Genomic DNA, 23,470 nt, shown 5'->3' with positions numbered 1-23,470 from the left:
AGTTGCCGGCTCCTCCGGTACATTTCGCCAATCGGACGGAGGAACTGTCCCAACTGGATGAAGTGCGGCCGGGCGGCGCACGTGCCCCGCGACTGATGATGATCAACGGTCCCGGGGGTGTCGGTAAGTCGGCGTTGGCGTTGCGTTGGCTGGACGCCGTGCTGAACCAGTTTCCGGACGGTGCTCTGTACGCGGTGCTGACTGAGACCACCGGTCGTCCTGTGGCGGCCGAAGACGTTCTCGGCGCGTTCCTCCGGGCACTGGGTGTGCCTGCGGACATTGTGCCGACGACGTTGAGCGAACGCGTTGGGCTGTTCCGTTCGGTGACCGCGGGCAGATCGATCGCGGTCCTGCTCGACGATGCCTTCTCGGCCGGGCAGGTTCGCGTGCTGCTTCCTTCTTCCGGATCGAGCGTGGTCGTGGTCACGAGCCGATCGCCTCTGGTTGGCCTGCTCGCCGAGGGCGCGTCCGTGGTGACGATCGGGCGGTTGGACTCAGCAGCAGCGATCGAGTTGGTCGAGCATCACGTGGGAGCGGCGCGTCTCGCTGCCGAGCGGGCAGCGGGCGAACAGTTGGTCGACCGGTGTGAGGGACTGCCGATCGCCCTGGCTGTGGCATCGGCCCTGATCGCATCGCGGCCTCGCCGATCTGTCGCCGATTTCGTCGCGGCGTTGGACAATGAGCGCCGCCGATTGGATATGTTGTCGCTCGACGAGGACCTGTCCGTACGCGCGACCTTCGATCTGTCCTACCGGATCCTGCCGAGCTCGGCAGTCGGCGCGTATCACGTCGTCGGGATCAATCCTGGCGTTCTGCTTTCCGGCGAGCTGGTCGCGGCGGTCTGTGGGTCGGCCCGGGCGAGCGAGGCCATTGACGCGCTCTTGGACGCAGGTGTTCTCGACGAGATCGGTCCAGGTCGGTACCGCTGTCATCAACTCGTGCGGACGCACGCACGCGCGGTCGTTGGTCAGGAGGTGAGTTCGGAGGACAGGAACTCCATGGAGCAAACGGTAAGTGAGTGGCATCTGTTCGTCGCACAGGCGGCGAGCGCAATCGTGATGCCCGCGAGGCCGGCACTCACACATGAGTTCGGCCGATCTTACGACCTTCCCGTAGAGGTCGTCGACCACGACGGTGCGCTCGCGTGGTTGGAACGACACCGCCTGGATCTCGCGGCGGTGATGCGATCGGCCGTGACACAGGGCAGGTACGAGATCGCCTACAAGCTGGCCTATGCCATACAGCCGTTGCTGATCCTGCACAAGCACAACAGCGAGGCGGTCGAGGTGAACCGGCTCGGCCTGACCGCGGCCGTCCACATGCGGGACTGGCATGCCGAAACAGAGATGCGCAAACGGCTGGCTCGCGTCTATGTACGGCTTGACGAGTTCACCTCGGCGCAGCAGCACATCGACGAACTGCTGGCTGGGGCTCGGCAGCGGAGCGACCGGCGCGGACTGGCCAGCGGGCTGAAGACGTTGGGCGGACTGCACTCCCGCCTGGGAGAGCACGAGCAGGCGGTACTCGCCTTCGACGAGGCCGCCCAGATCATTCGCGCGTTGGACCTGCATCGTGACCTGGCCTTGGCGCTGATCGACCTCGGTAGGGCGTTGCTCGCGCTACGAGATGTTCCGGCCTTGATCGGACATCTCGACGAGGCCATGGCGATCCTGCGTTCGCTGGAGCAGCCCGACCCGTATAACACAGCCCGAGCGTCACACGTACTGGCGCAAGCCCACCTCCTGCGAGGAGAGACCGAGGCGGCACGCCAACTGCTCGAGGAGGCGCTGGCCATGCTGGTGTCAGTCGACGCCGACCACGAACGGGCCACCACGCACGACCTGCTCGCACAGGTGCACGATCGACTGGGTGATGCCGAGCAAGCCCGGTCCCATCGGGACCGGGCAGCTCAGTTGATGCGACCGAGTAGTTGACGTCATCGCTCGCGACGCGCGTCCGGTAACCCATGACGCGCACCGAGTGTGGCGAGCCTCTCGGCGGACAGATCGAACTCGTAGTCGGGACCACCGCCGACCAGCCAGCCAGCGGCGAGGGTGGCGTGGCGCAGTGCGGAGACCGGATCGCCGTGTTCGAAATACTGGTGCACGAACGCGGCGAGCATGGTGTCGCCGGCCCCGCCAACGAACCGCACACCTCGTGGTGTCGGCGCGCCCACGTGCCAGATCCGGCGATCCTCATAAGTGGCGACCAGTGCGCCGTCCGCACCACATCCGATGACGACTATCGGCGTCGCGAAACGGTGCCACAGGGCCTCGACCCATTCGATCGGACCGTCGCGCAGCTTCTCATGCGAACAGCTCACGATGGTCGCCGCATGGAGCCAGTCCTGTTTGCGCGGGTAGTCCGCACTGATCACACACTGCATGTCGGTGGCGATGGGCACCTGTCGTGCGAGCGTGGTGGCGATGAGTGGTCGGGTGAACCCCACACTGGCCATCAGGACCACGTCGGTGGACTGCTCGTCGAGAAGAGAGCCAAATACGTCCACGGGATATCGCAGATCCCACATGGCGCGTAGGTCCGTGGTTCCGCATCGGGTCCCGGCCGCGTCGTAGAGCACCAGGGCACGCGGCTGCTCAGCGCACACCTGGATTCCGCGGTGGTACCAGCCGCGGGCGCGCAGTCCCTGCTCGGCTACCATCCCGAGCGGATCCGCACCAACGTAGGTAGCGAGCTGGACGTCTGCGCCCAACGCACGAGCCACGGTGGCCGCGGACCACCCGGCACCCGCCAGCCGCACGTCCAACCCGCCGTCGACGACCTGGTTGGAGACAAGCGGCACAGGGAATTCCGGCACCTGCTGAGAGAGCCGGACGCTCACGACACCCGCGACGAGGACGCGCGTCATGACCGCACCCCTTGTGCGGCCCAGACCTGGTAGGCAGCTCGCCCGATCTGGATGGACATGGCCGCGTCCATGTACCCACCCCGTACCAGGAAGACCCGGGCAGGCAAGCCGACCACACACCAACGATCACGCCGCTGGCGGGTGACCGCGACGACACAGCCCGGGTAGCACTGACGAACCGAGTCGATCCACCGGCGCGCCGCCCACCGGGTGCGGTGTTGCCCGACGATGACGTCGGCCGCCTGCAGCCACGCGCGTTCACTCACATCGTAGATCGCGACGACGGTGTCATCCATCATGACCTCCTCCCGTGTCCGGGGACCGGTATGGGCTCCACCGCACGGTGCCGGCCCGGCATCGACATCCCCAACAACCGGTACATCTCCTCCCGCAGTAGCTGGTGGGCCTGACCCGGCCGCGAGGTCAGCTTTGCCGCGGTTCCCCCTGCCGGCAACGAACGCCACCACTCGGCGGCCGCGCGGAGTTGGGGCTCGAGTGGTCTCGCGCGCACCAGGCGCGGTGCCTGCATACCGAACGACGCCTGCAGAGACGCCGGATTGAGGTGCTCGATCGGTAGATCGGTGCACAGGACGGGTGTGCCGATGGCCGCGGAGTACACCGTCGTCGATCCGTGGTCCCCGATCACGTAGTCGGCAGCGACGGCCGCCGCACGCCAGTCCACGTCGGGTTCGATCAACATCAACCCCTCCGCGCGTGCGTCCGACAGCCATGCCCTCAACTGCCTGCGTCCGTGGGCGTGCCAGACATTCGGATGCGCCAGCAAGGCCACCCGATACCGTGCCGGATCCAGTTGCTTCACAACGGTCACGAGGTACTGCTCGATCCGCCCCAACAACGAGTGCGGACCCCACGTGGAAGCGACGACAACCAAATCACAGCCGACGCCTACCCCAAGCGCCCGTCGGTAGGCATCTCGGCACGGCAGGCTGGCCGCCATTCGGTCGTAGCACGGGTCGCCGGCCACCATGGCGATGTCCAGAGCCTGCGGACACTGTTCGGTGAGTATCCTGCGGTCGGCGTCGTGGGACAGCACGAGCGTCGCCGGCACAGGCCTGCCGTCCCGCAACAGTCGACCGGCGTCCAGCCCGTATATCGGTCCCGTACCGCCGGAACGTTTGCCCCAACCCGCGCCGTGCGCCATCACCAGGACCGGCGCATGTAGGTCGTCAATTGACGCGTATGCGGCCGCCAACGCAAGATCGAAGCGCTCGTGCACCGCCTGAGTCCATGGAATAGTCAGCGCGCCAACAAAATCCAGATATTGCAACACGCCGTCGCCAAGTGGCGCGGGCGCCTTGGTAAACACCACCTGAACACGGCGATCCGTCTCGACCAACCCCACCACGTCCAGCAGGCGCTGGACCGAGACCAGGGTATGTGCCGCCACGAGCACGACCTTCCGCGTCTCCCTCGTGACCCATCGTCGTGCGCCAAGACCGACCGGCACTTGCCGCCATTCTTGTTCGTTCACCTTTGCTCCCTCCCCGGAACAAACTCCGGAGTCGAGCATGGCGACAGGATTGGCAGACAACTTGCAGGACGCTTGCAGCGACTTTCCCGAATCGTAACGGTTGGATATCAGAGTCGAAGAAAAAAGCGAGTTGATGTTTTTGCCCGTCACACACTCGACTGCCGGCACGTTGCGGACCCGGTTGGGGAGCCTCGGTGGAACTGAAAATCCTTGGGCAAGTACGCCTGCAGATGCACGAGCAGATCAAACTCGGTCCCACCAAGGTTCGTGGCCTGCTCGGCTACCTGGCGTTCCGCATGAACGAGGCGGTGCACGTCGACCGTATCTTCGAAGCACTCTGGGACGACGATCATTCAGCTGACTCAGGGAAACGGGTCCAACCCCAGGTATCCCGATTACGCCGGGTATTACGGGAATCCGGATGCCCAGCCGACGTGTTGCACGAAGCAAGCTCCTACCGCCTGGAGATCGATCCCTCCACTGTGGACCTCCACAGATTCCGGACCACGGTACGCAACGGCCACAGGACACGCGGCAGAGGGAACCTTTCGGAAGCTGCCGGGCTTTTCGCGTCGGCAGTGGGCATGTGGACAGGGCCACCGGTGGCCGACCTCAACACGACGTGGGCGCGTCGCCTACGCGCGACACTGGTCCACAGCGAACTCATTCCCGCCTTCTGCGGCCTGTTCGACACGCAGCTCGCGCTCGGTGACCACGACGCGGTCCTGGACGGGCTCCAACGACTGCTCTCCGAACACACCACCGAGGAACAGTTGGCCGTGAGGTGGATCCACGCACTCGCCGTCGCGAACCGGAGCGGTGAGGTGCCCGCGTTCTACCGGGAGTTCACCCAGCGACTGGCCGACGACCTCGGCGCACAGCCTTCCGCGCAGCTCGTCCACGCCTTCAGGGACGCGTCGAGTCCGCGCCGATCGAACACGGCGGCCCCGACACCGCCGAGCCCGCCCCGGGTGACACCGCTTTTCACGGGACGCGACGAACTCCTCGACCAGCTGGACGAGCTGCTCGCCGGTGACGATCGCGAGGTCGATGTCGTGGTCCTCGACGGGCTGCCCGGCGTCGGCAAGACCACGCTCGCGAAACACTGGGCCCGCCGGCAACACAAGTGGTTCCCGGACGGCGTGCTGCTGGCCGATCTCGCCGGTTACGCGGAGGCCCCGCTCATCGAGCCGAACACCGTCATCGCGGAGTTCCTGGAGGAGCTCGGCGTTCGCGCGACCCAGATACCCGACGACACCAGTGAACGCGCGACCCTGCTCCGTCGCACCTTGTCCAAAAAGGATGTACTGGTCATTCTCGACAACGTGCGTGACAGTATGCACGTGCGCCCGCTCCTCGCCGCCACCGCGGGCTGTCGGACACTGATCACCAGTCGCCAGCAGCTGACCGGCGTCATCTACCGCGACGGCGGCCAACGCGTGGTCATCCCGGCATTGTCCGACGACGACGCGACGAGGCTGCTCGAGAAGTGCGTCGGGCACCGTGCCACCGACGATCCGGCCACGACCTCAACGCTCGTCGAACTGTGCCAGGGCCTGCCCTTGGCGCTGCGCGTCGCCGGTGAACACATCGCCGCGCGACCAGCTGTGCCGATCGGCGACCTCTCCACCGAACTCAGGCACGAGCGACGTCTTCTCGACGCGGGCTCCCACGGCGACGACCACACCACCACACTCCGATCCACCTTCTCGTGGAGTTATCACAACCTGCGCCCGGAGGAACAACGCGCCTTCAGGCTCGTCGGCCTGCACCCGACCACCCGGTTCGACGTGCGCGCTGCCTGCGCCCTGCTTGGCCACGACAAGCTCGCCGACGTCGAACGGCTTCTCGACGCGCTGGTTGGTGCACACCTCGTCGCCCAGGAGCAGGCCGGCCGCTACCTCGTCCACGACCTGCTGTACGACTACGCCATCGACATCGTCCGAGAGAACGAGAAGGCGGACGAGCGAGATCGCGCGGTGCGCAGACTGCTCGACTGGTACCTGGGCTCCGCATGCCACGCTCGCTCGCTCCTCCTCGGTGACGATCAGCCGGTGCCCGAACTGACCCCGGTCGACCCAGTCGAGCCGGTCGCCTTCGACGACGCGAACACCGCGCTGCGGTGGCTCGTCACAGAGCGGACGAACCTCATCGCCTGCGCATACCGGGCGGTCGAGCTGGCCCACCACGACCACGTGTGGCGGCTGTCCGCCTGTCTCAACGCACTCAACCGACACGTGAGCCCCCACAGCCTGCTGGAAATCCACGATCTGGGTCGCCGATCCGCGGAACTCACCGGCGAGACGGCCGCGGTTGGCGGTTGCCTGAACAACAAGGGCACGGCATACGCCCTGCTCAACGATCACGCCAACGCCGGACACTGCTTCGAGCTCGCCCACCGGGCGTTCAGTGCGGCAGGTGACATGAGAGGCGTCGCCGTTTCGACGCACAACACCGGTGTCACCCATCTCAACCGGGGCCGGCCGGCCGATGCCGTCACATGGCTCACCCGCGCTCTGGCCATGAACACCCGCATCCAGAGCGATTGGGCCGTCGCCAACACCCATCGCCGCCTCGGCGACGCGAACCGCATGCTGCACAACGTCACTGATGCCCGCTCCCACTACCGCCTGGCCGCCTACACGAGCCAACTGGCCGACGATCTGGCCGGACATGCCACCGCACTGCGTTGCCTTGCCCAACTCAGCCTGGAGCAGGACCTACTGGAGGACGCCCTCCAGTACGGGCAGGCCGCGCTGGATCTCTTCGACCGCGTCCACGTGGACCGAACCGGCGGAGCGGCAGCGCTGACCACCCTGGCCGCCACTCACCTTCGCCTCGGTTCCCACGCCGTCGCCACATCAATGGCCGACGAGGCGATCCGCACCTACCGGGAAGCGGACGACAAGTCCGGGGAGATCGACGGCCTCATCATCATGGGCCGATCCCAGGCAGCTGCCGGCGAGTCGGCCACGGCCGCACAATCGTGGAGGTCGGCACAGGAATTGATCAGCGCACCGACGGACCCTCGTGCCACCGTTGTCCGCAGCTTGCTGGAGACAGTTGACGACCGTCCAATCCCGATCCCGCGCACGACCGCGCAGGCCGCCCACTTGACTCAGACTCCACAGCGAACAGGCACCGATATGAAAACGGTTCATATTCCCGACTGAAGCGGCAATTCACAACCCGCTCCGACCAGGCGAGAAGCCGCTCGACGACAAAGATCGAACACGATATTCGACTTTGCTTCCTCCTGGCGCGCAGAGTACCCCCGATGACCTTGGCGACGGGGCGGGCTGGCAGGATGCCGTCATGATCTTGGAACAAGAATTTTTGTGCCCCGCGAAGCTGCCCTTCCTGGCCACTGTGGAGGACAGTGCGCGATGGTTGCCACGGGTTGTCGCATTTGGCCTCGCCTTGGCGTGGTACGACATGCTCAACGTCGTGTCGGCGGTTTCGGCCGCGAGTGCCTAGGATCGAATTCCGCCGCTCTGGGGTGTCCACATTTTCTCTCTAGCGGACACCCCGGCGCGGATGGCTTGTTCGGTTCCGACGAAACCCCAGTACATCCCGCCTCGTCGCATCGAGGGACCGTTCGACCCGACAATAGTAGTAATATGCTCAACAAATTTCGTGACACGGGTCGCGTCGAGCCTGGCGTGACCGTCACATGTGTTCATGGCACCAACGCGTCGTTCGCCACTGTCGCCCGGGTTGTCGTAGGAGCCGTGGGCCCTTTGAGCGCCTCACCGTCAAGCACAGTGGTCAGACGAGCAGTTCGGTGATCTCGTGGGCGGCGGCGATGAGGGCCTTCGCCACGTCGGTGCGGATGGTGGGGGACATGCGGGTGCTCGGCATCGAGATGTTGACCGCGTAATAGTCGCCGCCCGGGCTTTCCATTGCCACGGCCACCGACGCGACGCCCTCCTCGCTCTCCTGCATGCTCGACGCGTAGCCGCGCTTGCGAGTGGTCGCCAGCTCACGTTCCAGTGCCGCCCGCGAGGTGATCGTCCGCTCGGTCACGGCCTGCAGCTTCTCCTCCGGGTACCGCCTGTGCAGCTCGGCCGTGTCCAGCTGGGACAGCATCGCCTTGCCGGTCGACGTGCAGTGCGCCGGTAGCGACCGGCCCGCGCGGGACGCCACCCGTACGGCGCGGCTGCTCTCGATCGAGTCCAGGAAGTCGACCTGGCGGTCCTCCAGCCTGCCCAGGTGCACCGTCTCGTTGAACTCCGCGTTCAGGCGCTCCAGGATCGGCCGCGCACGAGCCCGCACGTCCACCTGACGCAGCACCGCCGACGCGATCGTCGCCAGTGCACCACCCGGCTCGTACGCCCGGGACGCCGCGTCCTGCCGCACGAACCCCCGGTACTGCAGCATCGCCAGCAGCCGGTGCGCGGTCGACGACGCCACCCCGAGGTAGGCGCTCGCGTCCGTCAGCCTGATCCTCGGCTTCTCCGCGAAGAGAAGCAGCAGCCGCAGGGCGTTGTCCACTGACTCGATCGGGTAGTGGGGAGGCGTGCGACCGTCCGCCGCGCTCCGTGGAGCCGCGCTCATGACGAAGAGCCTAACCGGAACGGATGAACGGGTCCCACCGCAGTGTCACCGAGCCGTGCCAGCTCGTGTCGCCACGCGACGGCCACCGTGAAGCCCGACCCCAGGTCCGGCAGCTGGTCGAGGTCCGCCGCGGGCAGCTCGGCCGGCTCACCGCCCCCGGCCCGGACCCACAGCGACAGCGCCGCTATCCGGTCGACGCTCACCGCCTGCAGCACCGCCTGTGCCACACCGGCGGCCGAGCTGGTCAGACCGTGTCCGCGCAGCAGCACCACCGGCCGCTCCCCCATCGCGGTGACCATCTCGCCGGCCAGCTCCCGGTCGCGGATCAGCACCCCGCGCTCGTATACGGGGACGCCCGCGCGGGCCAGCGCCGCGCCCGGGATGTCGTAGGCACCCACGATCGGGCGGATCGCGATGCCCGCCAGGTCCGCGGCGACTACGGAGGGTGGGTGTGCGTGCACCACCGATGTCACCGACGGCCTGCTGCGCAGCACCTCGGTGTGCAGTGGCAGCTCGTTCGGCGGCGAGTAGCCGTCCAGCTCCCCCGGTGCGCCCTCGGCACCGTCCAGCGTGACCAGCCGGATGTCCTCGGGCGTGGTCCACGCGAGTCCCCGCTCGTGCGGCCCCCGGCAGCGGATCAGCAGGCGCTCCTCGTCCACCCGCAGGCTGACGTGCCCGAGCACCCCGTCGGACAGGCCGCGCGCGGCGAGCACCCGGCACGCGTCCGCGACGAGCACTCGATCCGATGCCTCGGTCATGATGCCCGCCTGCTCCCGGCCAGCGCGGTGAGTCGGGTGGCGAGGGCCGGGTCGTCCATCGACCGGCGGGCGGTGAGCATCGCCCGCGGCCAGTTCATCGTGACCACCCCCACCGGCACCCTGGCGGCGTCGAAGCCGACCACCGCGAACCGTTCGTCGTCCGGGGTAACGACCACCCTGTGGGTGACCGCGTCCGCGGGGCGGCCCGCGACCTGGAGCCGCCAGTCGAACTGGTCGCTCCACACGTAGTCGACCGGCGCGTACCCGACCAGCCGCTCTCCCGCGATGTTGCGTGCCACGAGCGCGGCCTGCTCGACCGCGCTCGTCCAGTGCTCGTAGCGGGTGGCCCCTACGCCCGGCCGGGTCCAGCGGGCCACGTCGCCGACGGCCCACACGCCGGGAGCGCAGCGGCCGAACTCGTCACACACCACCCCGTCGTGCAGCCGCAGCCCGGACCCACGCAGCCAGCCGACGTTCGGGGCCGCGCCGATGCCGACCACGACGGTCGCGGCGGGCAGCACCCGGCCGTCGGTCAGTGTCACCCGCAGGTCACCGGCCTCGCCGGTCACGTCGGTGACACCGACGCCAAGGTGCAACCGGGTGCCGCGGGCGCGGTGCAGCTCGGCGAGGAAGATCCCGGCCGGGTCGCCGAGCACCCGCGCCGCGGGCACCGGCAGCGGGTCGACCAGCGCCACCTCCAGCCCGCGTCCGCGTGCGGTGGCCGCGACCTCCGAGCCGACCACCCCGGCGCCGACCACCACCAGTGGGCCGCCGCGATCCAGGTCGGATCGAAGCGCCAGCGCGTCGGCAGCGGTTCGCAGTACGTGCACGCCCGAGCGCGGGCGCCACGGCGACGGCCGGGCGTGCGCGCCGGTGGCGATCACGACATCGCGATAGCCGAGGCGGCGCCCGTCTCCCAGCTCCACCTCCCGCGAACCGAGGTCCAGGCCGGTCGCCGGGGTGCCCAGCAGGACGGTGACATCGGCATCACCGGGCAGCAGTGCGCCGTCGGCCACCTCCGCGGTGCCGGCCAGGACCGCCTTCGACAGCGGCGGCTTGTCGTACGGCGCCACCGACTCCTCGCCGACGACCACGATCTCGTCCGTGTCACCGGCAGAGCGCAGCGCCTGCGCGGTGCGAATCCCCGCGATGGAGGACCCGACCACGACCGTGCGGTTCATTCGACCGTGAGCGCGCTGACCGGGCAGCTGCGTGCCGCACCGGTGACCCGCTCCCGCTCGGACTCGTCGACGGTGTCGCGCAGCACGACCACGACGCCGTCGTCGTCGATGTCGAACACGTCCTCGGCCCCCATCACGCAGTTCGCGTACCCCTGGCACGCCTCGACGTCCGCCCGTACCACCGGCATGGCGCCCTCCCTCGTCACGTCTTGATCCCCACCCCGCCGTCGGAGTGCACGACCCCGCCGGTCACCCCGCTCGACCGCGCCGACGCGAGGAACACGTAGCTCCAGGCGTGGTCGGCGCCCGACAGCGCCACGTTGAGCGGCGTGCGTGCCGCCAGCTCCGTCGCCCGGCCCGGCGTGTCGGCGAGCCGCCGGTCGGACAGGCCGAGGCTCGCCGCGCCACGCAGGTCGGTGCCGAGCGTGCCGCCGGGTGCCACGCCGTTGACCCGGATCGTCGGCGCCAGCTCGTGTGCGAGCGCGGTCACCAGGCCGCGCACCGCGAACTTCGACGACACGTAGAGCACCCCGCCCCGGCCCGGGTAGTAGGCCGACGTCGACTCGGTGAGGATCACCGACCCGCCGGAGCGAGACAGCTCGGGCAGCGCGGCCTTCACCGAGTGCAGGCAGCTCTTGACGTTCACCGAGAAGACCTCGGCGAACCCGTCGTCGATCGCCTCGGTGTCCAGTTCGGACAGACCGAGGTAGAAGTCGAACACGCCGACGCAGTTGACCAGTACGTCCAGTCCGCCGAACGCGGACACCGCGGCCTCGACCGCCGCCTCGTTGGCGGCTCGGGTCGTCGCGTCGCCCGTGACCACCGGCACCCGCGGCAGCTCCGCCGCCAGACTGTCGCATTTGGACTCGTCGCGCTCCAGCACGGCGACCCGCGCGCCCTCGGCGAGGTAGGCGTCGACCACCGCGCGGCCGATGCCGGACCCGGCGCCGACGACCAGTGCCCGCCTGCCGTCGAGCCACCCGGTCACGGGTCCTCCCAGTTCGCCTCGGTGACCAGCGGGGCGGCCGGATGTCCGATCATGGCGGAGAAGGTCAGCGGGGTCTGCCAGGTGAGCGACTCCAGCTCCAGCGGGCACAGGGTGATCCACTGGCCGCTGCGCGGGGACTCGACGAGCAGCCGGGAGCCGTTGCGGGTGTCGACCCTGCGGACGCGGATCTCGGCGAACTCGTTCGCGATCGTGATCGGCTCGCCGACGGGCACCATGTCGGCACCGGGGCCGGGGCTGTCGTCGGTCACAGGAATACCGCCAGGTTCTGGATCCGCAGCACGGACTCGTCGACCATGATCGTGCGGCGCGCGAGCCGCCAGCCGTCCGATGTGGACCGGAGCAGGTCCTCCCGGCCGGCCGACACGACGGCGGGCTCCCGCACGTCTCCCCTGCTGCGGAACAGGAGCACCGCGGACTCGACCACCAGCTCGTGGTCGGTCGGGGTGGCGAAGGTGCGGATGTTGCCCAGGTGGTGGCGAAGGCGCGACGGGGGGTCCTCGGTCCAGGCGTGCTCGGTGGCGAACCTGGCCACCCGTCTGGACAGCGAGTACTTGTCCTCGTCGAAGTGCGCCATGCCCGGCGCGCAGTCGAAACCGGCGCCGAGCGCGGTGGTCACCCGCACCGGCATGAAGTAGTGGATGTCGTCGGTGAGCAGGTCGAGCCAGGTGGCGTAGTCCTGCGCGTCGAGCAGGTAGGCCTCGTCGACGAGGAACCGGTGTGCGAGCAGGTGTCTGGTGTCGTCGAACGGCAGCGACGAGCCGGTTCGCTCGGTGGTCGAGGCATGGCGACCGAGCGGGGAGGCCGGACGGGTGCTCATGACCGGTCCGCCGAACCGATGTCGACCGACGCGGCCTCGTCGACGGGCTTCTCCAGGCAGTCCGCCCAGCGGTTCAGCAGTGCGCGCTGGTTGTGCTCCGCGTAGCCGACGTAGGCGGTGCCCGGGCCCGCGAACTGCTCGCGGGTGAGGGCCGGGACGACCGTGGTGTCGTCGGTCAGCAGGCCCATCCTGCTGTTGAGCCGCAGCCTGCGTGCCATCGAGCCCGCCGCGGTGCTGGTGAGGGAGACCCAGTTCTCCACGTCGTCCTGCTCGAACATCCCGGTGCTGCCGAAGCACATCAGGTAGGCCTTGTAGGACAACGCCTTGAACTCCTCCGGCGCCGCTTTGTCCACCACGAACCAGGACAGCACCTCGGTCTCGTCCTCGCTCACCGGCTGCCACTGGCGCAGCGAGATGAACGGCAGGACGGCGTCGGTGTCGGCCACCTTCGGCCAGTTGTGCACGAAGCTCAGGTTGGGGAACACGGTGGCCGCGGAGACCATGAAACCGTTGTCGCCGATGACCTTCTGCTGGTCGGCCGACCAGGTGGCGCGCATCCTCGCGATCATCTCGTCCGGGTAGCCGACGTAGCGCAGGCGTTCCTCGAGCGTGCCGGGCGGCAGCTTGTAGGTGGTGCCGCCGCCGGCGCCCGCCCAGTAGGTGTTGCCGTCCTTGCGTTTCTCCGCCTTGGGCTCGCGGAACAGGCCGATCTCCACGACGCTCGTGTGGGTCTGCGGCGTGTGGTACATGTCGCCGGCGAAGTTCTCCGCGCCGATCTTCCAGTTCGCCTTGACGCGCCAGCGTTGCGGGCCGCGCAGCTCGACGCCCGCCTCGCTCTGCCTGGTGTAGTAGTCGAGGTAGAAGGCGAAGTCGCCGAGGTACTCACGCAGTGGCGGGGCGTGCGGGTCGAGGCTCACGAAGACCAGGCCGTTGTAGGTGTCGATCGACGGCGCGGGCAGCAGTGACTGACCCTTGCGCCTGAAGCCGTCCTCGCCGCCGTACGCCTCGCGGTGGAACGGCAGCCCGACGATGCGGCCGTCGTTGCGGTAGGACCAGCCGTGGTACGGGCAGCGGAAGTGCGACGCGTTGCCGACCTCGGCGCGGCAGACCTGCATGCCGCGGTGCAGGCACATGTTGAACAGCGCACGCACCTGGCCCTGCTCGTCGCGGACCACGATGAACGAGTCCTCGAGCACGCGGCGCACGACGTAGTCGCCCGGCGCGGGGATCTCCGACTCGTGTGCGACGAACATCCAGGCACGCCCGAACACCCGGTCCCGCTCCAGCCGGAAGATCTCCGCGTCGTTGTAGATGTGCGCCGGGATCATGCCGCGACGGACGTCGGCGAGCACCGTGGCCTGACCGGTCATCCGCCCTCCAGCAATCGATCTGTACCGCAGATAAAATTTCTTCTATGCAGAAGAGTGCGGGATGAGGTCGGGCTACGTCAACCCCCGGCGCACACCTCAGGCCAGGTGCCAGCCGCCGTCGACACGTAGCACCGTGCCGGTCACGTACGCGGCCATCGGCGAGGCGAGGAACAGCACGGCGTTCGCGATGTCCTCGACCGAGCCCGCCCTGCGCAGGGCGAGGGTGGACACCGCCTCCTGCTTGGCGACCTGCCGAGGGTCGTCGGCGGGCCACGCCGTGAGCCGGGTGTCCACATAGCCCGGTGAGACGGCGTTCACCCGAATGCCGAACCGGCCCCACTCCTGGGCGGCGTAGTGGGTGATCGTCTCCACCGCGGTCTTGGACGTGGCGTAGCTCAACCGCTGTGGCAACGCCTTGTCGGCGAGCAGCGAGGACAGGTTCACGATCGCACGGTCCGCGTCGGTCTCCTCGCGCATCGCCCGGTAGGCGACCTGGCACCCGCGCAGCGCGGTCTCGGCGTTGACCCGCAGCACCCGCTCGAACTCCGCCATGTCCACATCGGCCACGTCCTGGTGGCTCACCACACCGGCGTTGTTGACCCACACCCGAAGCGGCGGCACGGTCCCGAGCGCCGACTCGACACCCGCGAACCCGTCCGGCGCGGTCAGCTCGGCGACCACCGGCACGACCGGCCCACCCTCGCCGAGGTCCTTGACCGCCCGGTCCAGCTCGTCGCCGTCCCGGTCCACGAGCAGCAGGGTCATCCCCGCCCCCTGCAGGGTCGTGGCGATCTGGAACCCGATCCCGCGCGCGGCCCCGGTGACGACCGCCGTGTTGCCCTTCAGCGCGGCGAACGGCGTCAGCTCCGATTCCATGGCGACCAGCTCCTCTTGTATACATGCAATGCTCTCTGCTGAGAAGAAGTGTGCTACGCAGGACGGATTTCCGATAGGGCACACGGCCTGCCAACTCGACTGCTGACCTGGCGTGACACAACGCATGCGGGCCGCCATCGTGACCACGCTTCGGCGCCCGACACCTTGATCTGGCCTGTTCGTATACAATAACGTGCACGGTGATGCGTACCGTCTGTCTCACCCTCGGTCGGCTGGGAGCCGCGCTCGACGTGGGCCGCGGCGTGCGCACGCGACCGGACTGGAACGACTCCGCACTGCTCACCGGCTACCCGCGAATCCTGGCGCTGCTGGCGGACCTCGACATCACCGCCACGTTCTTCGTCGAGGGCTGGAGCCTGCTGCACTACCCGGCGCACGTCGCCGACCTGCTGGAGCGCGGCCACGAGGTCGCCCTGCACGGCTGGGCGCACGAGAAGTGGTCGCGGCTGGCGCCGGGCGAGGAGGAACGCCTCCTCGGCGACGGCCTGGCCGCGCTCACCTCGGCGGGCGTGACCGTGCCGGGGTTCCGCGCGCCGCACGGTGTCCTTTCCGGACAGAGCAGCGACCTGCTGGCGGCACTGGGCTTCCGCTACGACAGCTCGCTGCTCACCGAGGACGACCAGCCGGCGGGCCGGCTCCGGCCGCTTCGGGGTGACCTGGTCAACATCCCGTTCACCTGGCCGATGGTCGACGAGTGGCAGTACCGCCGGGACCGGCCGCCGACCCCGGACCAGCTCGCCACCGAGTGGCTGTACCAGGTCGAGCACCGCACCGACGAGCTGACCACGCTGGTCGTCCACCCGCACGTCAGTGGCGTCCTCGACGACCGGTACGCGGCGCTCGAGCGGGTGCTTGGGGCGCTCGCCGACGACCCGGACGTGCGCGTGTGCCGGGCCGCCGACCTGCTGGCACCGCGATCCGAGCCGGGTCCGCCCCCGGTGGACGCCCCGCCCGACCGGTGGATTCCGTACCTGCGGGCCCGGGGCGCACTGGCCGGACCGCCGTGGCGGTGGGGTCCACAGGAGACGCTGGCGGGCGGGGTGTCCTGCGAGGCGGTGCGGGTCGGCGACGTGGTGGTCAAGCGGCCGAGGGAGCTGCTCGCGGTCGCCGGGCACTGGCCCGCCGACCGTGACCGGGTGCTCGCCGAGGGTGTCGCGATGGGCCGCTTTCCCGGCCTGGCACCGGCCGTCGTGGACCTCGACGAGCCGAACCTGGTGCTCACCATGGCGTTCGTCGGCGGCGAGGTGTGGCGTGACCAGCTGCTCGCAGGCATCGTCGACCTCGACGTCGTGCGTGCGACCGCGACCGCGCTGCGTGAGGTCCACGCCACCGAGCCGGGTGAGCTGGCCACGGCGGACGGTGCCCGGCGCTTCGACGAGCTGCGCCTGTCGCCCTACTTCGGCGGCATCGACGGGACGGCCGAGGTGGTGCGGCGGCTGCGCGAGACCACCACGCACCTCATCCACGGCGACTACTCCCCCAAGAACATCCTGGTGCGCCGCGGCGGACCGGACCCCGACTTCACCGTGCTGGACTGGGAGGTCGCCTGTGCGGGCGACCCGGTCTTCGACGTCGCCTTCCTGCTGACCCACCTGGTGGCCAAGTCGGTGCACCTGCCCGCGCACGCCGAGGCGTTCGCGTCGGGATGCGCCGCGTTCGTCGACGAGTACGGTGAGCTGGACGAACACTGGCTCGCCACCGTGCTCGGGGCGCTGCTGCTGGCCAGAGTGGACGGTCTGTCCAGACTGTCCTATCTGGACGACCGGGCGCGGGCGGAGATCAGGGGGTTCGCGAGGTCGATGCTGGACGAGGGAGGACCACTGCCGTGGCACCGAAGGTAACCTCGGTACGGGCCTGGGAGTGTCTCGACTCCCGAGGACATCCCACCATCGGCTGCGAGGTGGCACTGGAGCCGGGGGCGAGCGCGACCGCGCTGGTGCCGACCGGCGCCTCCACCGGACAGTACGAGGTGGCCGACCTGCGCGACGGCGGCGACCGCTACGCGGGCCTCGGGGTCCGCTCGGCCGTCGCGATGATCGAGCGCGAGATCGCGGGCCGGATCGTCGGCTGGCCCGCCGACGAGGTCGACGAGCTGCTCGACGGGCCGTCCAACGTGACCCTCGGCGTGTCCACGGCCGTCGCGAAGGCCGCCGCGGCAGCCGCGGGCGTGCCGCTGTGGGCCCACCTCGCCGGCGACGGGCCGGTGTCGCTGCCCTGCCCGATGGTCAACATCTTCTCCGGCGGCAGGCACGCGGAGGGCGGCGGCACCATCCAGGACTACCTGGCCGTCCCGACCGGCGCGACGAGCTTCGCAGAGGCCATGGAACACGTGTGGCGGGTCCGCAGGCGGGCCGCCGAGCTGGTGGCGGCCGAGCACGGCACCCTGTGGTCGCGGCTGGTCGCCGACGAGGGCGGCCTCGCGCTCCCCGGCGGTGACGACGAGCGTCCTCTCGCGATGCTCGCGCAGGCCATCGCGGAGACCGGGCTGCCGGTGGGGATCGCCATCGACGTCGCGGCCACGCAGGTGCCCGACCCGGACGCGCTGGTCGACACGCTCGCACGCTGGTGTGCCACCTACCCGATCGTGTCGGTAGAGGACCCGCTCGGCGACTCCGACTGGGACGGCTGGACCAAGGTCACCGCGCGCCTGTCACCCCGGCAGGTGATCGGCGACGACCTGTTCGCGACCGACGCCGACCGGGTGCGCACCGGCGCCCAGCACGGCGCGGCCAACGCCGTGCTGGTGAAGCCGAACCAGGTCGGCACGCTGAGCGGCGCCCACCAGGCCCTGACCGCCGCCAGGGCCGTGGACTACCGCACCGTGGTGTCGGCCCGCTCCGGCGACACCGAGGACGACGCGATCGCCGACCTCGCCGTCGGCTGGAACGCCGGGCAGATCAAGGTCGGCTCGGTGCACCGGTCCGAGCGGCTCGCGAAGTACAACCGGCTGCTGCGGCTGGAGGCGCTGGACGGGATCCGGTACGCGGTCTGGCCGGGATGACGCTCGCGGTGGTCACCGACGTGGCCTGGGGCGACGTGGCCGTGGAGAGCGCGCTGTGCGCGGCGGCGGGCATCGACGTGCGGCTGGTGGGCTCCCACGACGAGCGCACGCTCGCGGCCGCGGTGCCGGACGCCGACGCGATCATGACGTGCTTCGCCCCGGTCACCAGGGCGGTCATCGAGGCGGCGCCGAACCTGCGGGTGGTCGCGCGGCTCGGCGTGGGGCTGGACAACATCGACGTGGCGGTCGCGACCGCACGCGGCATCCCGGTGACCCGGGTGACCGACTACTGCGTCGACGAGGTGGCCACGCACGCCCTCGCGATGGCGCTGGCGCTGTGGCGGCGGCTGCCCGGCTACGACGCCGCGACCAGGCAGGGTGCCTGGGGCATCCTGCCCGCGCTGCCGGTGCGCAGGCTCGCGGGCAGCAGGGTCGCCGTGCTGGGGCGTGGCGCGATCGGCCGCGAGGTCGGCAGGCGCTGGCAGGCGCTCGGGGTCACGGTCACCGACAGCGTCGCAGGCGCGGACGTCGTGATGGTGCACCTGCCGCTCGACCCGACCACGGCGAACAGCGTCGACGACCGGGTGTTCGACGCGGTGCGGCCGGGTGCCCTGGTGGTCAACTGCGGCCGGGGCGGGCTGCTCGACCTGGACGCCGCGCTGACCGCGCTCGACGACGGACGCCTTGCCGGCCTCGGGCTGGACGTGTACCCGACCGAGCCGATCCCGCCCGGCCACCCGCTGCTGGCGCGCGACGATGTCATCCTGAGCCCGCACGTGGCGTTCTACTCGGAGGGGTCGTTGCTGGAGCTGCGCGAGCGTGCCACGCGCAGCGTGATCGACGAGCTGACGAAGGTGCGGGATGGCTGAGGTGCTCCCCCTGCTGGCGCCCGGCGAGCTGGACGCCGGGCAACGCGCGCTCTACGACCGGATCACCGGCGGCCCGCGCACCGCGTCGCCGGTGTCGCTGACCGACGAGGCCGGGCACCTCACCGGGCCGTTCAACGCGTTGCTGTTCGCGCCGAGGCTCGGCGACGCGGTGCAGGAGGTCGGGGCGCGGATCCGGTACGGGCTGTCGCTCACCGACCGCGAGCGGGAGCTGGCGACGCTGCTGGTGGCCGGTCGAGTGGGCAGTTCGTACGAGCTGGCCGCGCACACCAGGCTCGCGGCCGCGGCGGGCGTCGACGAGGCCGCGATCACCGCCCTGCGGGCCGGTGAGCTGCCCGAGGTCGGTGACGAGCGGGAGCGGCGGGTACTGGGGTTGTGCGAGGTGCTGCTGTCACCCACGCCGGACCCGGCCGAGGTGGCGGTGGCCGCCGACGGCCTGGGCACGACGGTGGTGGCGGAGCTGACCATCCTGGTCGGGTACTACCAGCTGCTGGCCCGCCTGCTCGCCGTCGCGGGCGTGACTGCCTAGCCGCGTTCGATGTGTTCGAAGATGTCGGCGTCGGTTTCCTTCTGCCAATCGGGTAGTTCGTCCCAGTCGGCTACATAGGACGGCTTCGGGTCAGTGAAGTGCTTGTGGATCTGACCGGTCCAGCACAACGCGACGAAGCGGCCTCGTTGTTCTCGGGTGAGTTTGGCGGTGGCGCCGTCGGTAACGTCGATGAAGGCCCGGACTTGGTCGTAGACGGCGGCGGCGGCGCGTTCCCAGTCGGGGGTGTCGTCCCAGGGAGTGACATAGCCGGGTTTGGGTTCACCAGGGTAATGCGTGGTGACTCCGATGATCCACGCTTCGCGGAAGATGCGGCCGTGGTCGTCGTTCAAGATCGTTCCCTTCAGCCTCGGGTAGTCGAGGTCAACGTCCTGATCTCGTCGTCGAGCTCTCTGATCTGGGCGTCGGCGCGCATCGGCGAGAGGCGTCGGCGCAGGTCGTCGAGCTTCCGGCCGATCATGCCGGATCCAGTGGCGCGGGCTTCGTCGAGGGCGGCGTGTGCGTAGTTGAGGACGCGGTCCCGGTCGCGGAGTTCGATGCCGATCACAGCGAGATATGCGAGCACCCTGGCGCGGCGTCGTGGCGAGAGCGTCTGCTGCAGTGCGACGGCCAGGCGGGGTCGAAGCCAGGGCTGGGCCTCGCGCTCACCGCTTTCCCACCGCTGAACCGTGGTTCGGTCGACTCCCAGTTTGGCGGCCAACCGCTCCTGAGTGAAACCCAGCGTTTTGCGCCGGAGTGCCAGGTTGGACCGTCTGCCTGCCACGAGGGTGCCCTCCCGATGGTGCCGGTCGATTCCGCTGCCTTTCCACGCCGGCCGCGCAGGTCACCGAGGTCGGTGCGGCCTGGATGCCTCATAACTGCCGCATACCGGCGGTGGTCCAGATCCGCCGTTACCGGTTGTGTACGGGTTGCGACGTGGCGCGACCCCCATCGTAACGACGGATACCGCCGGGACCGGCACTGATCCGTCGGCTTACACCCGATACGGGGACCGTCGCGCAGTTGCTCGACCGAATGGAGAAGCGAACATGACCGTCATCGATGTTGTATTGCGAGACCCTCGAACCTGCGTGCCCGAACAGGGATGGGAACGCCTGGTCCGGCTGATCATGCGTGACCACGGCCTCGGTCGCGATCTGGCCGAGCGCACCGCCGGGCAGACCGTGGCTTACCTGGTCACCTCGGCGGAGAATCCGGAGACGACGTTGGGCCCGACCCCTGCTGTGGACAGGGGCGTCCACACGTTCGTCCTGGACTCCCCGAACTACTTCGCCTTCTGCCACCAGCACGCCGGCCACTACATCCATCACGTGCCGCATCTGCCCGGCGAGGGCGACAGTGAGGGCGGTCTGGTCGAGCGCACCATCTCCGCGATCCGAACCGCCGGGTTCCCCGTGGACACCGAGCTGTGGAACGCGCAGCGGGCAGACTGCAACCAGTGCTACAACGGCTGCAGCGACAGCCCGAAGAAGTAGCCATCCTGCGTGCGCCTCGCACCCACATTCCGAGGTGCGAGGCGCACGTACTGCGTGGAAAGGCGCGATGAACGTGAACACGCCGGCCGTCCGAGCGTGGAACGGCTTCGCACAGAAGGCCGAGCCGCGGCGTTCGGTCAACGCCGCTGGGGCCATTACCTGGTTGAACTGGACGCAGTACCCCGATCACGGTCCCGACGAAACCGTCCTCGGTCCGGTCGAAGGCAAGCGCGTCGTCGAGCTCGGGTCCGGGGCCGGCGCCAATCTCGCCCACCTCGCGACTCTCGGCGCGCGCTGCGTCGGAGTGGACCTCGCCCCAGTCCGCACGGTCAACGCCACCGCAGCCTGGGGACACCTGCCGAACCTCGAGTTCGTCACCGTCGACGCCGTCGACCACCTGGCCGCCAATCCCGGGCGCTACGACATCGCGTACTCGATCTTCGGTGCGGTGTGGTTCACCGAACCCGAGGTCCTGCTCCCGCTCGTCCGCCAGGCACTCACTCCCGGCGGCATCCTCGCGTTCTCCCAGCTGCCGGCCGACGACACCCCGCCTCCGCCACACCAGCAGATCACTCGGCAGCATCTGCCTGTCAGCCGGTGGAGGGCAGTGCTCACGGCGGCGGGGTTCGGCCGGATCGACTGTGAGCTGATCCCCCCGCCTGCCGAGAACGAGACCGGAACGGTGCTGATCCGGGCCGTCGCCGTCTGACGACGAGACCCGGTCAGGCGTTCTGCAGCAAGCCCTTGAACACCGCGAGGACCTGTCGTCCGGGCAGTGTCTCCGCGTAACCCGGTGCCTTCAGGTCCACCCGGTCGCCCAGGTCGTGCACCACGAAGCCGTTGTCGAACTCGTTCAGGCCCATGTGCATCTCGTAGGCGACCATCGCGCGGACGCCCCGCACGAAGAACTCCTTGGGAGTCCGGAGGGTTCCGTCCGGCCACGTGACCACGGCGTCGTCGCCGTCGAAGGCGAAGCCGAAGCCGCCCACCGTGGCGCTCTGGTCCGGCTCCACCGGGTTCTGGCCGATGCCTGCCCAGAACCTGTTGCGGGGCATGATCTCCAGCGTGATCCGTCGCTTCCCGTCGCCGGAGAACGTGCGGTGCGCGATGTCCCTCGGCAGGCAGAACAGGTCCCCGGTGCGCGCCACGTAGTGCCCGAACCGCTTGTCTCCCTCGGTCTCCTTGAACTCCACCCGGACGCTGCCGTGCACGATGTACAGATAGCAGTCGCCGTCGAAGTTGGTGTTCCAGAACGGGAGCTGGTCGGCGGCACCGGTCGACTCCCAGAACACGATCTGCCCGGTGCCGCCCAGGTCGGCGGGCACGTGTGTCGGGCGGTCCGCCGCGCCGCCGAACTCGATCAGGTTGACCATGTTGAACAGGCTCTGGTGGTCGGTGAAATGCGCCTCGCCGGGGTTGACCACCAGGTCGGCGAAGTCCTCGTGCAGCTTCATGCCCTCACTCCAGTCGACTCCAGCCAGGACAGGATCGTGTCGGTGACCTGGTCCATCAGCTCCGGCTGCCCCGACAGGTAGTGCGTGCCGCGCTCCACGCCGAGCAGCTTCTTGTCGTCGTGCGGCACCGCGTCGTACAGCGACTGCGCGTGGCTCGGGAAGCAGACCTGGTCGGCCGTCCCGTACATGACCAGTGTCGGCACGCTGGTCCTGGCCAGGTGCAGCGGACCGTCGCAGTTGGACTCGTCGATGCTCCACTGGGACAGCCACGACCGCAGGCTGCTGAAGTGCGCGAGCGAGGCGGGCATGAGGTTCGCGTGCGCCGCGGGTCCCCACATCGTGCCGGCCTCGCGGTCCGACGGCTCGATCGTGAGGTCGGTGAACCGCGGGTCGGCACCCGTGCCGTGCACGGTGAACGGCAGGTCCTGCACGCCGTCCGGGTCCTTCGCAAGCTCGGCGAGCTTCTCCCGCACCCACGCGGTGATTCGCCGGTTGCGTGCCACCTGCGCCGCCCGGTACCTGGCGAGGAACTCCGGCGAGTACGGCGGCCCGTTGCGTGGGTCGAACATGTCGAGGTCGGGGTCGCGCCTGGTCGGGTCGTGTTCGTCCACGATGGCCGGATCGAGCCACTCGGTGAAGACGATCGCCCGGCCGGGGTGGGCCATCAGCTCGACGAGCGCGTCGACCGGCGGCAGCGTCGCGCCGGTCAGGTCGGGCGGGTCACCGGCCGGGGTGTGCGTGATCGACGGCGACTCGGCCTGGCTCTGGTACAACGCGGTCAGCCCGCCACCGCCGGAGTTGCCGACCAGCACGATCCGCTCGTACCCGCGGTCGCGGAGGAAGGCGATGGCAGCGCCGATGTCCAGCACGCAGTTCTCCATCAACAGGGTGCTGTCGTTGCCGATGTAGCGCGTGGTGAGGCCGACCGCGTCCACCCCCCGTCGCGCGAGCGGGGCGAGCAGGTAGTGGCCGAGGAAGTTCGAAGCCGGGTGCACCACGGCGACCACGGTCTTCGACGGGGTCGCCGCCCGGTGCAGCGACCCCCACACCTTGCCCGCCATCCGGGACACCCCGGAGTAGATGTCGATCCGGCCGTTGCTCGCGGCCATCGGGATGCCGAGCAGCTCGATCTCTCGTGCTGGCGCTGTCACGCCTT

General features: G+C 69.3%; 24 protein-coding genes. 8 read left to right on the top strand and 16 right to left on the bottom strand.

From position 1 onward, the window contains the following. Positions 1–95: 95 nt before the first annotated feature. Positions 96–1,934 carry a tetratricopeptide repeat protein gene (locus tag CLV71_RS06600; protein ID WP_133901699.1) on the top strand — a complete coding sequence of 613 codons (1,839 nt, stop codon included), beginning with the start codon at positions 96–98 and terminating at the stop codon, positions 1,932–1,934. 2 nt (positions 1,935–1,936) lie between these two features. On the opposite strand, the gene CLV71_RS06595 is transcribed toward CLV71_RS06600, so the two are convergent. Genes CLV71_RS06595 through CLV71_RS06585 form a run of 3 tightly spaced genes read right to left on the bottom strand, consistent with a single transcriptional unit; the run spans position 1,937 to position 4,361 of the window. After that, on the bottom strand, positions 1,937–2,869 hold the full coding sequence (locus CLV71_RS06595) for a carbohydrate kinase family protein (protein ID WP_133901698.1): 933 nt from the start codon (positions 2,867–2,869) through the stop codon (positions 1,937–1,939). Next, positions 2,866–3,168, bottom strand: a complete 303-nt coding sequence (locus CLV71_RS06590; protein ID WP_133901697.1) for a hypothetical protein — start codon at positions 3,166–3,168, stop codon at positions 2,866–2,868. Before CLV71_RS06590 ends, CLV71_RS06595 begins: the two co-directional genes overlap by 4 nt. After that, positions 3,165–4,361 (bottom strand): hypothetical protein, encoded by a 1,197-nt coding sequence (locus CLV71_RS06585; RefSeq protein WP_133901696.1) that lies wholly within the window; start codon positions 4,359–4,361, stop codon positions 3,165–3,167. The genes CLV71_RS06590 and CLV71_RS06585 overlap by 4 nt, the downstream gene beginning before the upstream one ends. Before the next feature lie 194 nt (positions 4,362–4,555). Between CLV71_RS06585 and CLV71_RS06580 the strand changes: the two genes are divergently transcribed. Continuing rightward, entirely contained in the window at positions 4,556–7,534 is a 2,979-nt protein-coding gene (locus CLV71_RS06580) for an AfsR/SARP family transcriptional regulator (protein ID WP_133901695.1), read from the top strand. A 595-nt stretch (positions 7,535–8,129) separates the two neighbouring features. Here CLV71_RS06580 and CLV71_RS06575 read toward each other — a convergent pair. The 9 genes from CLV71_RS06575 to CLV71_RS06535 form a co-directional block, all read right to left on the bottom strand. Then, positions 8,130–8,918: an IclR family transcriptional regulator gene (locus CLV71_RS06575; protein WP_133901694.1), complete on the bottom strand. Its 789-nt coding sequence runs from the start codon at positions 8,916–8,918 to the stop codon at positions 8,130–8,132. Continuing rightward, positions 8,915–9,676 carry a 3,4-dihydroxyphthalate decarboxylase gene (gene phtC / locus CLV71_RS06570; RefSeq protein WP_133901693.1) on the bottom strand — a complete coding sequence of 254 codons (762 nt, stop codon included), beginning with the start codon at positions 9,674–9,676 and terminating at the stop codon, positions 8,915–8,917. The genes CLV71_RS06575 and phtC overlap by 4 nt, the downstream gene beginning before the upstream one ends. Continuing rightward, complete coding sequence (locus tag CLV71_RS06565) at positions 9,673–10,857, bottom strand: NAD(P)/FAD-dependent oxidoreductase (protein WP_133901692.1); 1,185 nt, start codon at positions 10,855–10,857, stop codon at positions 9,673–9,675. The genes phtC and CLV71_RS06565 overlap by 4 nt, the downstream gene beginning before the upstream one ends. Then, a complete protein-coding gene (locus CLV71_RS06560) occupies positions 10,854–11,045 on the bottom strand; it encodes a ferredoxin (RefSeq protein WP_133901691.1) in 192 nt (63 codons plus the stop codon). Before CLV71_RS06560 ends, CLV71_RS06565 begins: the two co-directional genes overlap by 4 nt. 14 nt (positions 11,046–11,059) lie before the next feature. Then, the gene (gene hcaB / locus CLV71_RS06555; RefSeq protein ID WP_133901690.1) at positions 11,060–11,845 is read right to left on the bottom strand and encodes a 3-(cis-5,6-dihydroxycyclohexa-1,3-dien-1-yl)propanoate dehydrogenase; all 786 of its coding nucleotides are present in this window, start codon (positions 11,843–11,845) and stop codon (positions 11,060–11,062) included. Next, positions 11,842–12,114: a hypothetical protein gene (locus CLV71_RS06550; RefSeq protein WP_243866249.1), complete on the bottom strand. Its 273-nt coding sequence runs from the start codon at positions 12,112–12,114 to the stop codon at positions 11,842–11,844. Before CLV71_RS06550 ends, hcaB begins: the two co-directional genes overlap by 4 nt. Continuing rightward, positions 12,111–12,683 carry a 3-phenylpropionate/cinnamic acid dioxygenase subunit beta gene (locus tag CLV71_RS06545; RefSeq protein ID WP_133901689.1) on the bottom strand — a complete coding sequence of 191 codons (573 nt, stop codon included), beginning with the start codon at positions 12,681–12,683 and terminating at the stop codon, positions 12,111–12,113. Before CLV71_RS06545 ends, CLV71_RS06550 begins: the two co-directional genes overlap by 4 nt. Continuing rightward, complete coding sequence (locus CLV71_RS06540) at positions 12,680–14,053, bottom strand: aromatic ring-hydroxylating oxygenase subunit alpha (RefSeq protein ID WP_133901688.1); 1,374 nt, start codon at positions 14,051–14,053, stop codon at positions 12,680–12,682. The genes CLV71_RS06545 and CLV71_RS06540 overlap by 4 nt, the downstream gene beginning before the upstream one ends. 96 nt (positions 14,054–14,149) lie before the next feature. After that, positions 14,150–14,929, bottom strand: coding sequence for an SDR family NAD(P)-dependent oxidoreductase (locus CLV71_RS06535; protein ID WP_166663973.1), 780 nt, complete (start codon positions 14,927–14,929; stop codon positions 14,150–14,152). A 203-nt stretch (positions 14,930–15,132) separates the two neighbouring features. Between CLV71_RS06535 and CLV71_RS06530 the strand changes: the two genes are divergently transcribed. The 4 genes from CLV71_RS06530 to CLV71_RS06515 are packed head-to-tail and all read left to right on the top strand — an operon-like array spanning position 15,133 to position 19,367. Next, entirely contained in the window at positions 15,133–16,791 is a 1,659-nt protein-coding gene (locus CLV71_RS06530) for a polysaccharide deacetylase family protein (protein ID WP_133901686.1), read from the top strand. Next, positions 16,776–17,951, top strand: a complete 1,176-nt coding sequence (gene eno / locus CLV71_RS06525; RefSeq protein ID WP_133901685.1) for a phosphopyruvate hydratase — start codon at positions 16,776–16,778, stop codon at positions 17,949–17,951. Before CLV71_RS06530 ends, eno begins: the two co-directional genes overlap by 16 nt. Further along, positions 17,948–18,820, top strand: a complete 873-nt coding sequence (locus tag CLV71_RS06520) for a C-terminal binding protein (protein ID WP_133901684.1) — start codon at positions 17,948–17,950, stop codon at positions 18,818–18,820. Before eno ends, CLV71_RS06520 begins: the two co-directional genes overlap by 4 nt. Continuing rightward, on the top strand, positions 18,813–19,367 hold the full coding sequence (locus CLV71_RS06515; RefSeq protein ID WP_133901683.1) for a carboxymuconolactone decarboxylase family protein: 555 nt from the start codon (positions 18,813–18,815) through the stop codon (positions 19,365–19,367). Before CLV71_RS06520 ends, CLV71_RS06515 begins: the two co-directional genes overlap by 8 nt. On the opposite strand, the gene CLV71_RS06510 is transcribed toward CLV71_RS06515, so the two are convergent. Both CLV71_RS06510 and CLV71_RS06505 read right to left on the bottom strand, forming a co-directional pair. Then, positions 19,364–19,717 (bottom strand): hypothetical protein, encoded by a 354-nt coding sequence (locus tag CLV71_RS06510; protein ID WP_133901682.1) that lies wholly within the window; start codon positions 19,715–19,717, stop codon positions 19,364–19,366. The genes CLV71_RS06515 and CLV71_RS06510 overlap by 4 nt on opposite strands. Positions 19,718–19,728: 11 nt before the next feature. Then, positions 19,729–20,148 (bottom strand): helix-turn-helix transcriptional regulator, encoded by a 420-nt coding sequence (locus CLV71_RS06505; protein WP_208297412.1) that lies wholly within the window; start codon positions 20,146–20,148, stop codon positions 19,729–19,731. A gap of 307 nt (positions 20,149–20,455) precedes the next feature. Between CLV71_RS06505 and CLV71_RS06500 the strand changes: the two genes are divergently transcribed. Together CLV71_RS06500 and CLV71_RS06495 are read left to right on the top strand one after the other, a co-directional pair. Next, positions 20,456–20,860 carry a glycine-rich domain-containing protein gene (locus CLV71_RS06500; RefSeq protein ID WP_243866247.1) on the top strand — a complete coding sequence of 135 codons (405 nt, stop codon included), beginning with the start codon at positions 20,456–20,458 and terminating at the stop codon, positions 20,858–20,860. 67 nt (positions 20,861–20,927) lie between these two features. Then, on the top strand, positions 20,928–21,569 hold the full coding sequence (locus CLV71_RS06495; protein WP_166663972.1) for a class I SAM-dependent methyltransferase: 642 nt from the start codon (positions 20,928–20,930) through the stop codon (positions 21,567–21,569). A 13-nt stretch (positions 21,570–21,582) separates the two neighbouring features. On the opposite strand, the gene CLV71_RS06490 is transcribed toward CLV71_RS06495, so the two are convergent. Together CLV71_RS06490 and CLV71_RS06485 are read right to left on the bottom strand one after the other, a co-directional pair. Further along, positions 21,583–22,314 carry a cupin domain-containing protein gene (locus CLV71_RS06490; protein WP_133901679.1) on the bottom strand — a complete coding sequence of 244 codons (732 nt, stop codon included), beginning with the start codon at positions 22,312–22,314 and terminating at the stop codon, positions 21,583–21,585. Next, entirely contained in the window at positions 22,311–23,465 is a 1,155-nt protein-coding gene (locus tag CLV71_RS06485; protein ID WP_208297411.1) for an alpha/beta hydrolase family protein, read from the bottom strand. Before CLV71_RS06485 ends, CLV71_RS06490 begins: the two co-directional genes overlap by 4 nt. Positions 23,466–23,470 lie beyond the last annotated feature (5 nt).

Origin of the sequence: Actinophytocola oryzae (genome assembly GCF_004364325.1) — a bacterium.
Taxonomy (GTDB): Bacteria; Actinomycetota; Actinomycetes; order Mycobacteriales; family Pseudonocardiaceae; genus Actinophytocola; species Actinophytocola oryzae.
Note: the sequence above shows the minus strand (reverse complement) of the source record. Positions and strands in the feature narration are given on the sequence as shown.

Bases quoted from the DNA above. Each gene is read 5' to 3' on its own strand.
- CLV71_RS06515 (WP_133901683.1), top strand. From the start codon at position 18,813: ATGGCTGAGGTGCTCCCCCTGCTGGCGCCCGGCGAGCTGGACGCCGGG.
- CLV71_RS06495 (WP_166663972.1), top strand. From the start codon at position 20,928: ATGAACGTGAACACGCCGGCCGTCCGAGCGTGGAACGGCTTCGCACAG.
- CLV71_RS06490 (WP_133901679.1), bottom strand. From the start codon at position 22,314: ATGAAGCTGCACGAGGACTTCGCCGACCTGGTGGTCAACCCCGGCGAG.
- CLV71_RS06535 (WP_166663973.1), bottom strand. From the start codon at position 14,929: ATGGAATCGGAGCTGACGCCGTTCGCCGCGCTGAAGGGCAACACGGCG.
- phtC (WP_133901693.1), bottom strand. From the start codon at position 9,676: ATGACCGAGGCATCGGATCGAGTGCTCGTCGCGGACGCGTGCCGGGTG.
- CLV71_RS06545 (WP_133901689.1), bottom strand. From the start codon at position 12,683: ATGAGCACCCGTCCGGCCTCCCCGCTCGGTCGCCATGCCTCGACCACC.
- CLV71_RS06600 (WP_133901699.1), top strand. From the start codon at position 96: ATGATGATCAACGGTCCCGGGGGTGTCGGTAAGTCGGCGTTGGCGTTG.
- CLV71_RS06575 (WP_133901694.1), bottom strand. From the start codon at position 8,918: ATGAGCGCGGCTCCACGGAGCGCGGCGGACGGTCGCACGCCTCCCCAC.
- CLV71_RS06520 (WP_133901684.1), top strand. From the start codon at position 17,948: ATGACGCTCGCGGTGGTCACCGACGTGGCCTGGGGCGACGTGGCCGTG.
- CLV71_RS06540 (WP_133901688.1), bottom strand. From the start codon at position 14,053: ATGACCGGTCAGGCCACGGTGCTCGCCGACGTCCGTCGCGGCATGATC.
- CLV71_RS06530 (WP_133901686.1), top strand. From the start codon at position 15,133: ATGCGTACCGTCTGTCTCACCCTCGGTCGGCTGGGAGCCGCGCTCGAC.
- CLV71_RS06560 (WP_133901691.1), bottom strand. From the start codon at position 11,045: ATGCCGGTGGTACGGGCGGACGTCGAGGCGTGCCAGGGGTACGCGAAC.
- CLV71_RS06590 (WP_133901697.1), bottom strand. From the start codon at position 3,168: ATGATGGATGACACCGTCGTCGCGATCTACGATGTGAGTGAACGCGCG.
- CLV71_RS06595 (WP_133901698.1), bottom strand. From the start codon at position 2,869: ATGACGCGCGTCCTCGTCGCGGGTGTCGTGAGCGTCCGGCTCTCTCAG.
- CLV71_RS06565 (WP_133901692.1), bottom strand. From the start codon at position 10,857: ATGAACCGCACGGTCGTGGTCGGGTCCTCCATCGCGGGGATTCGCACC.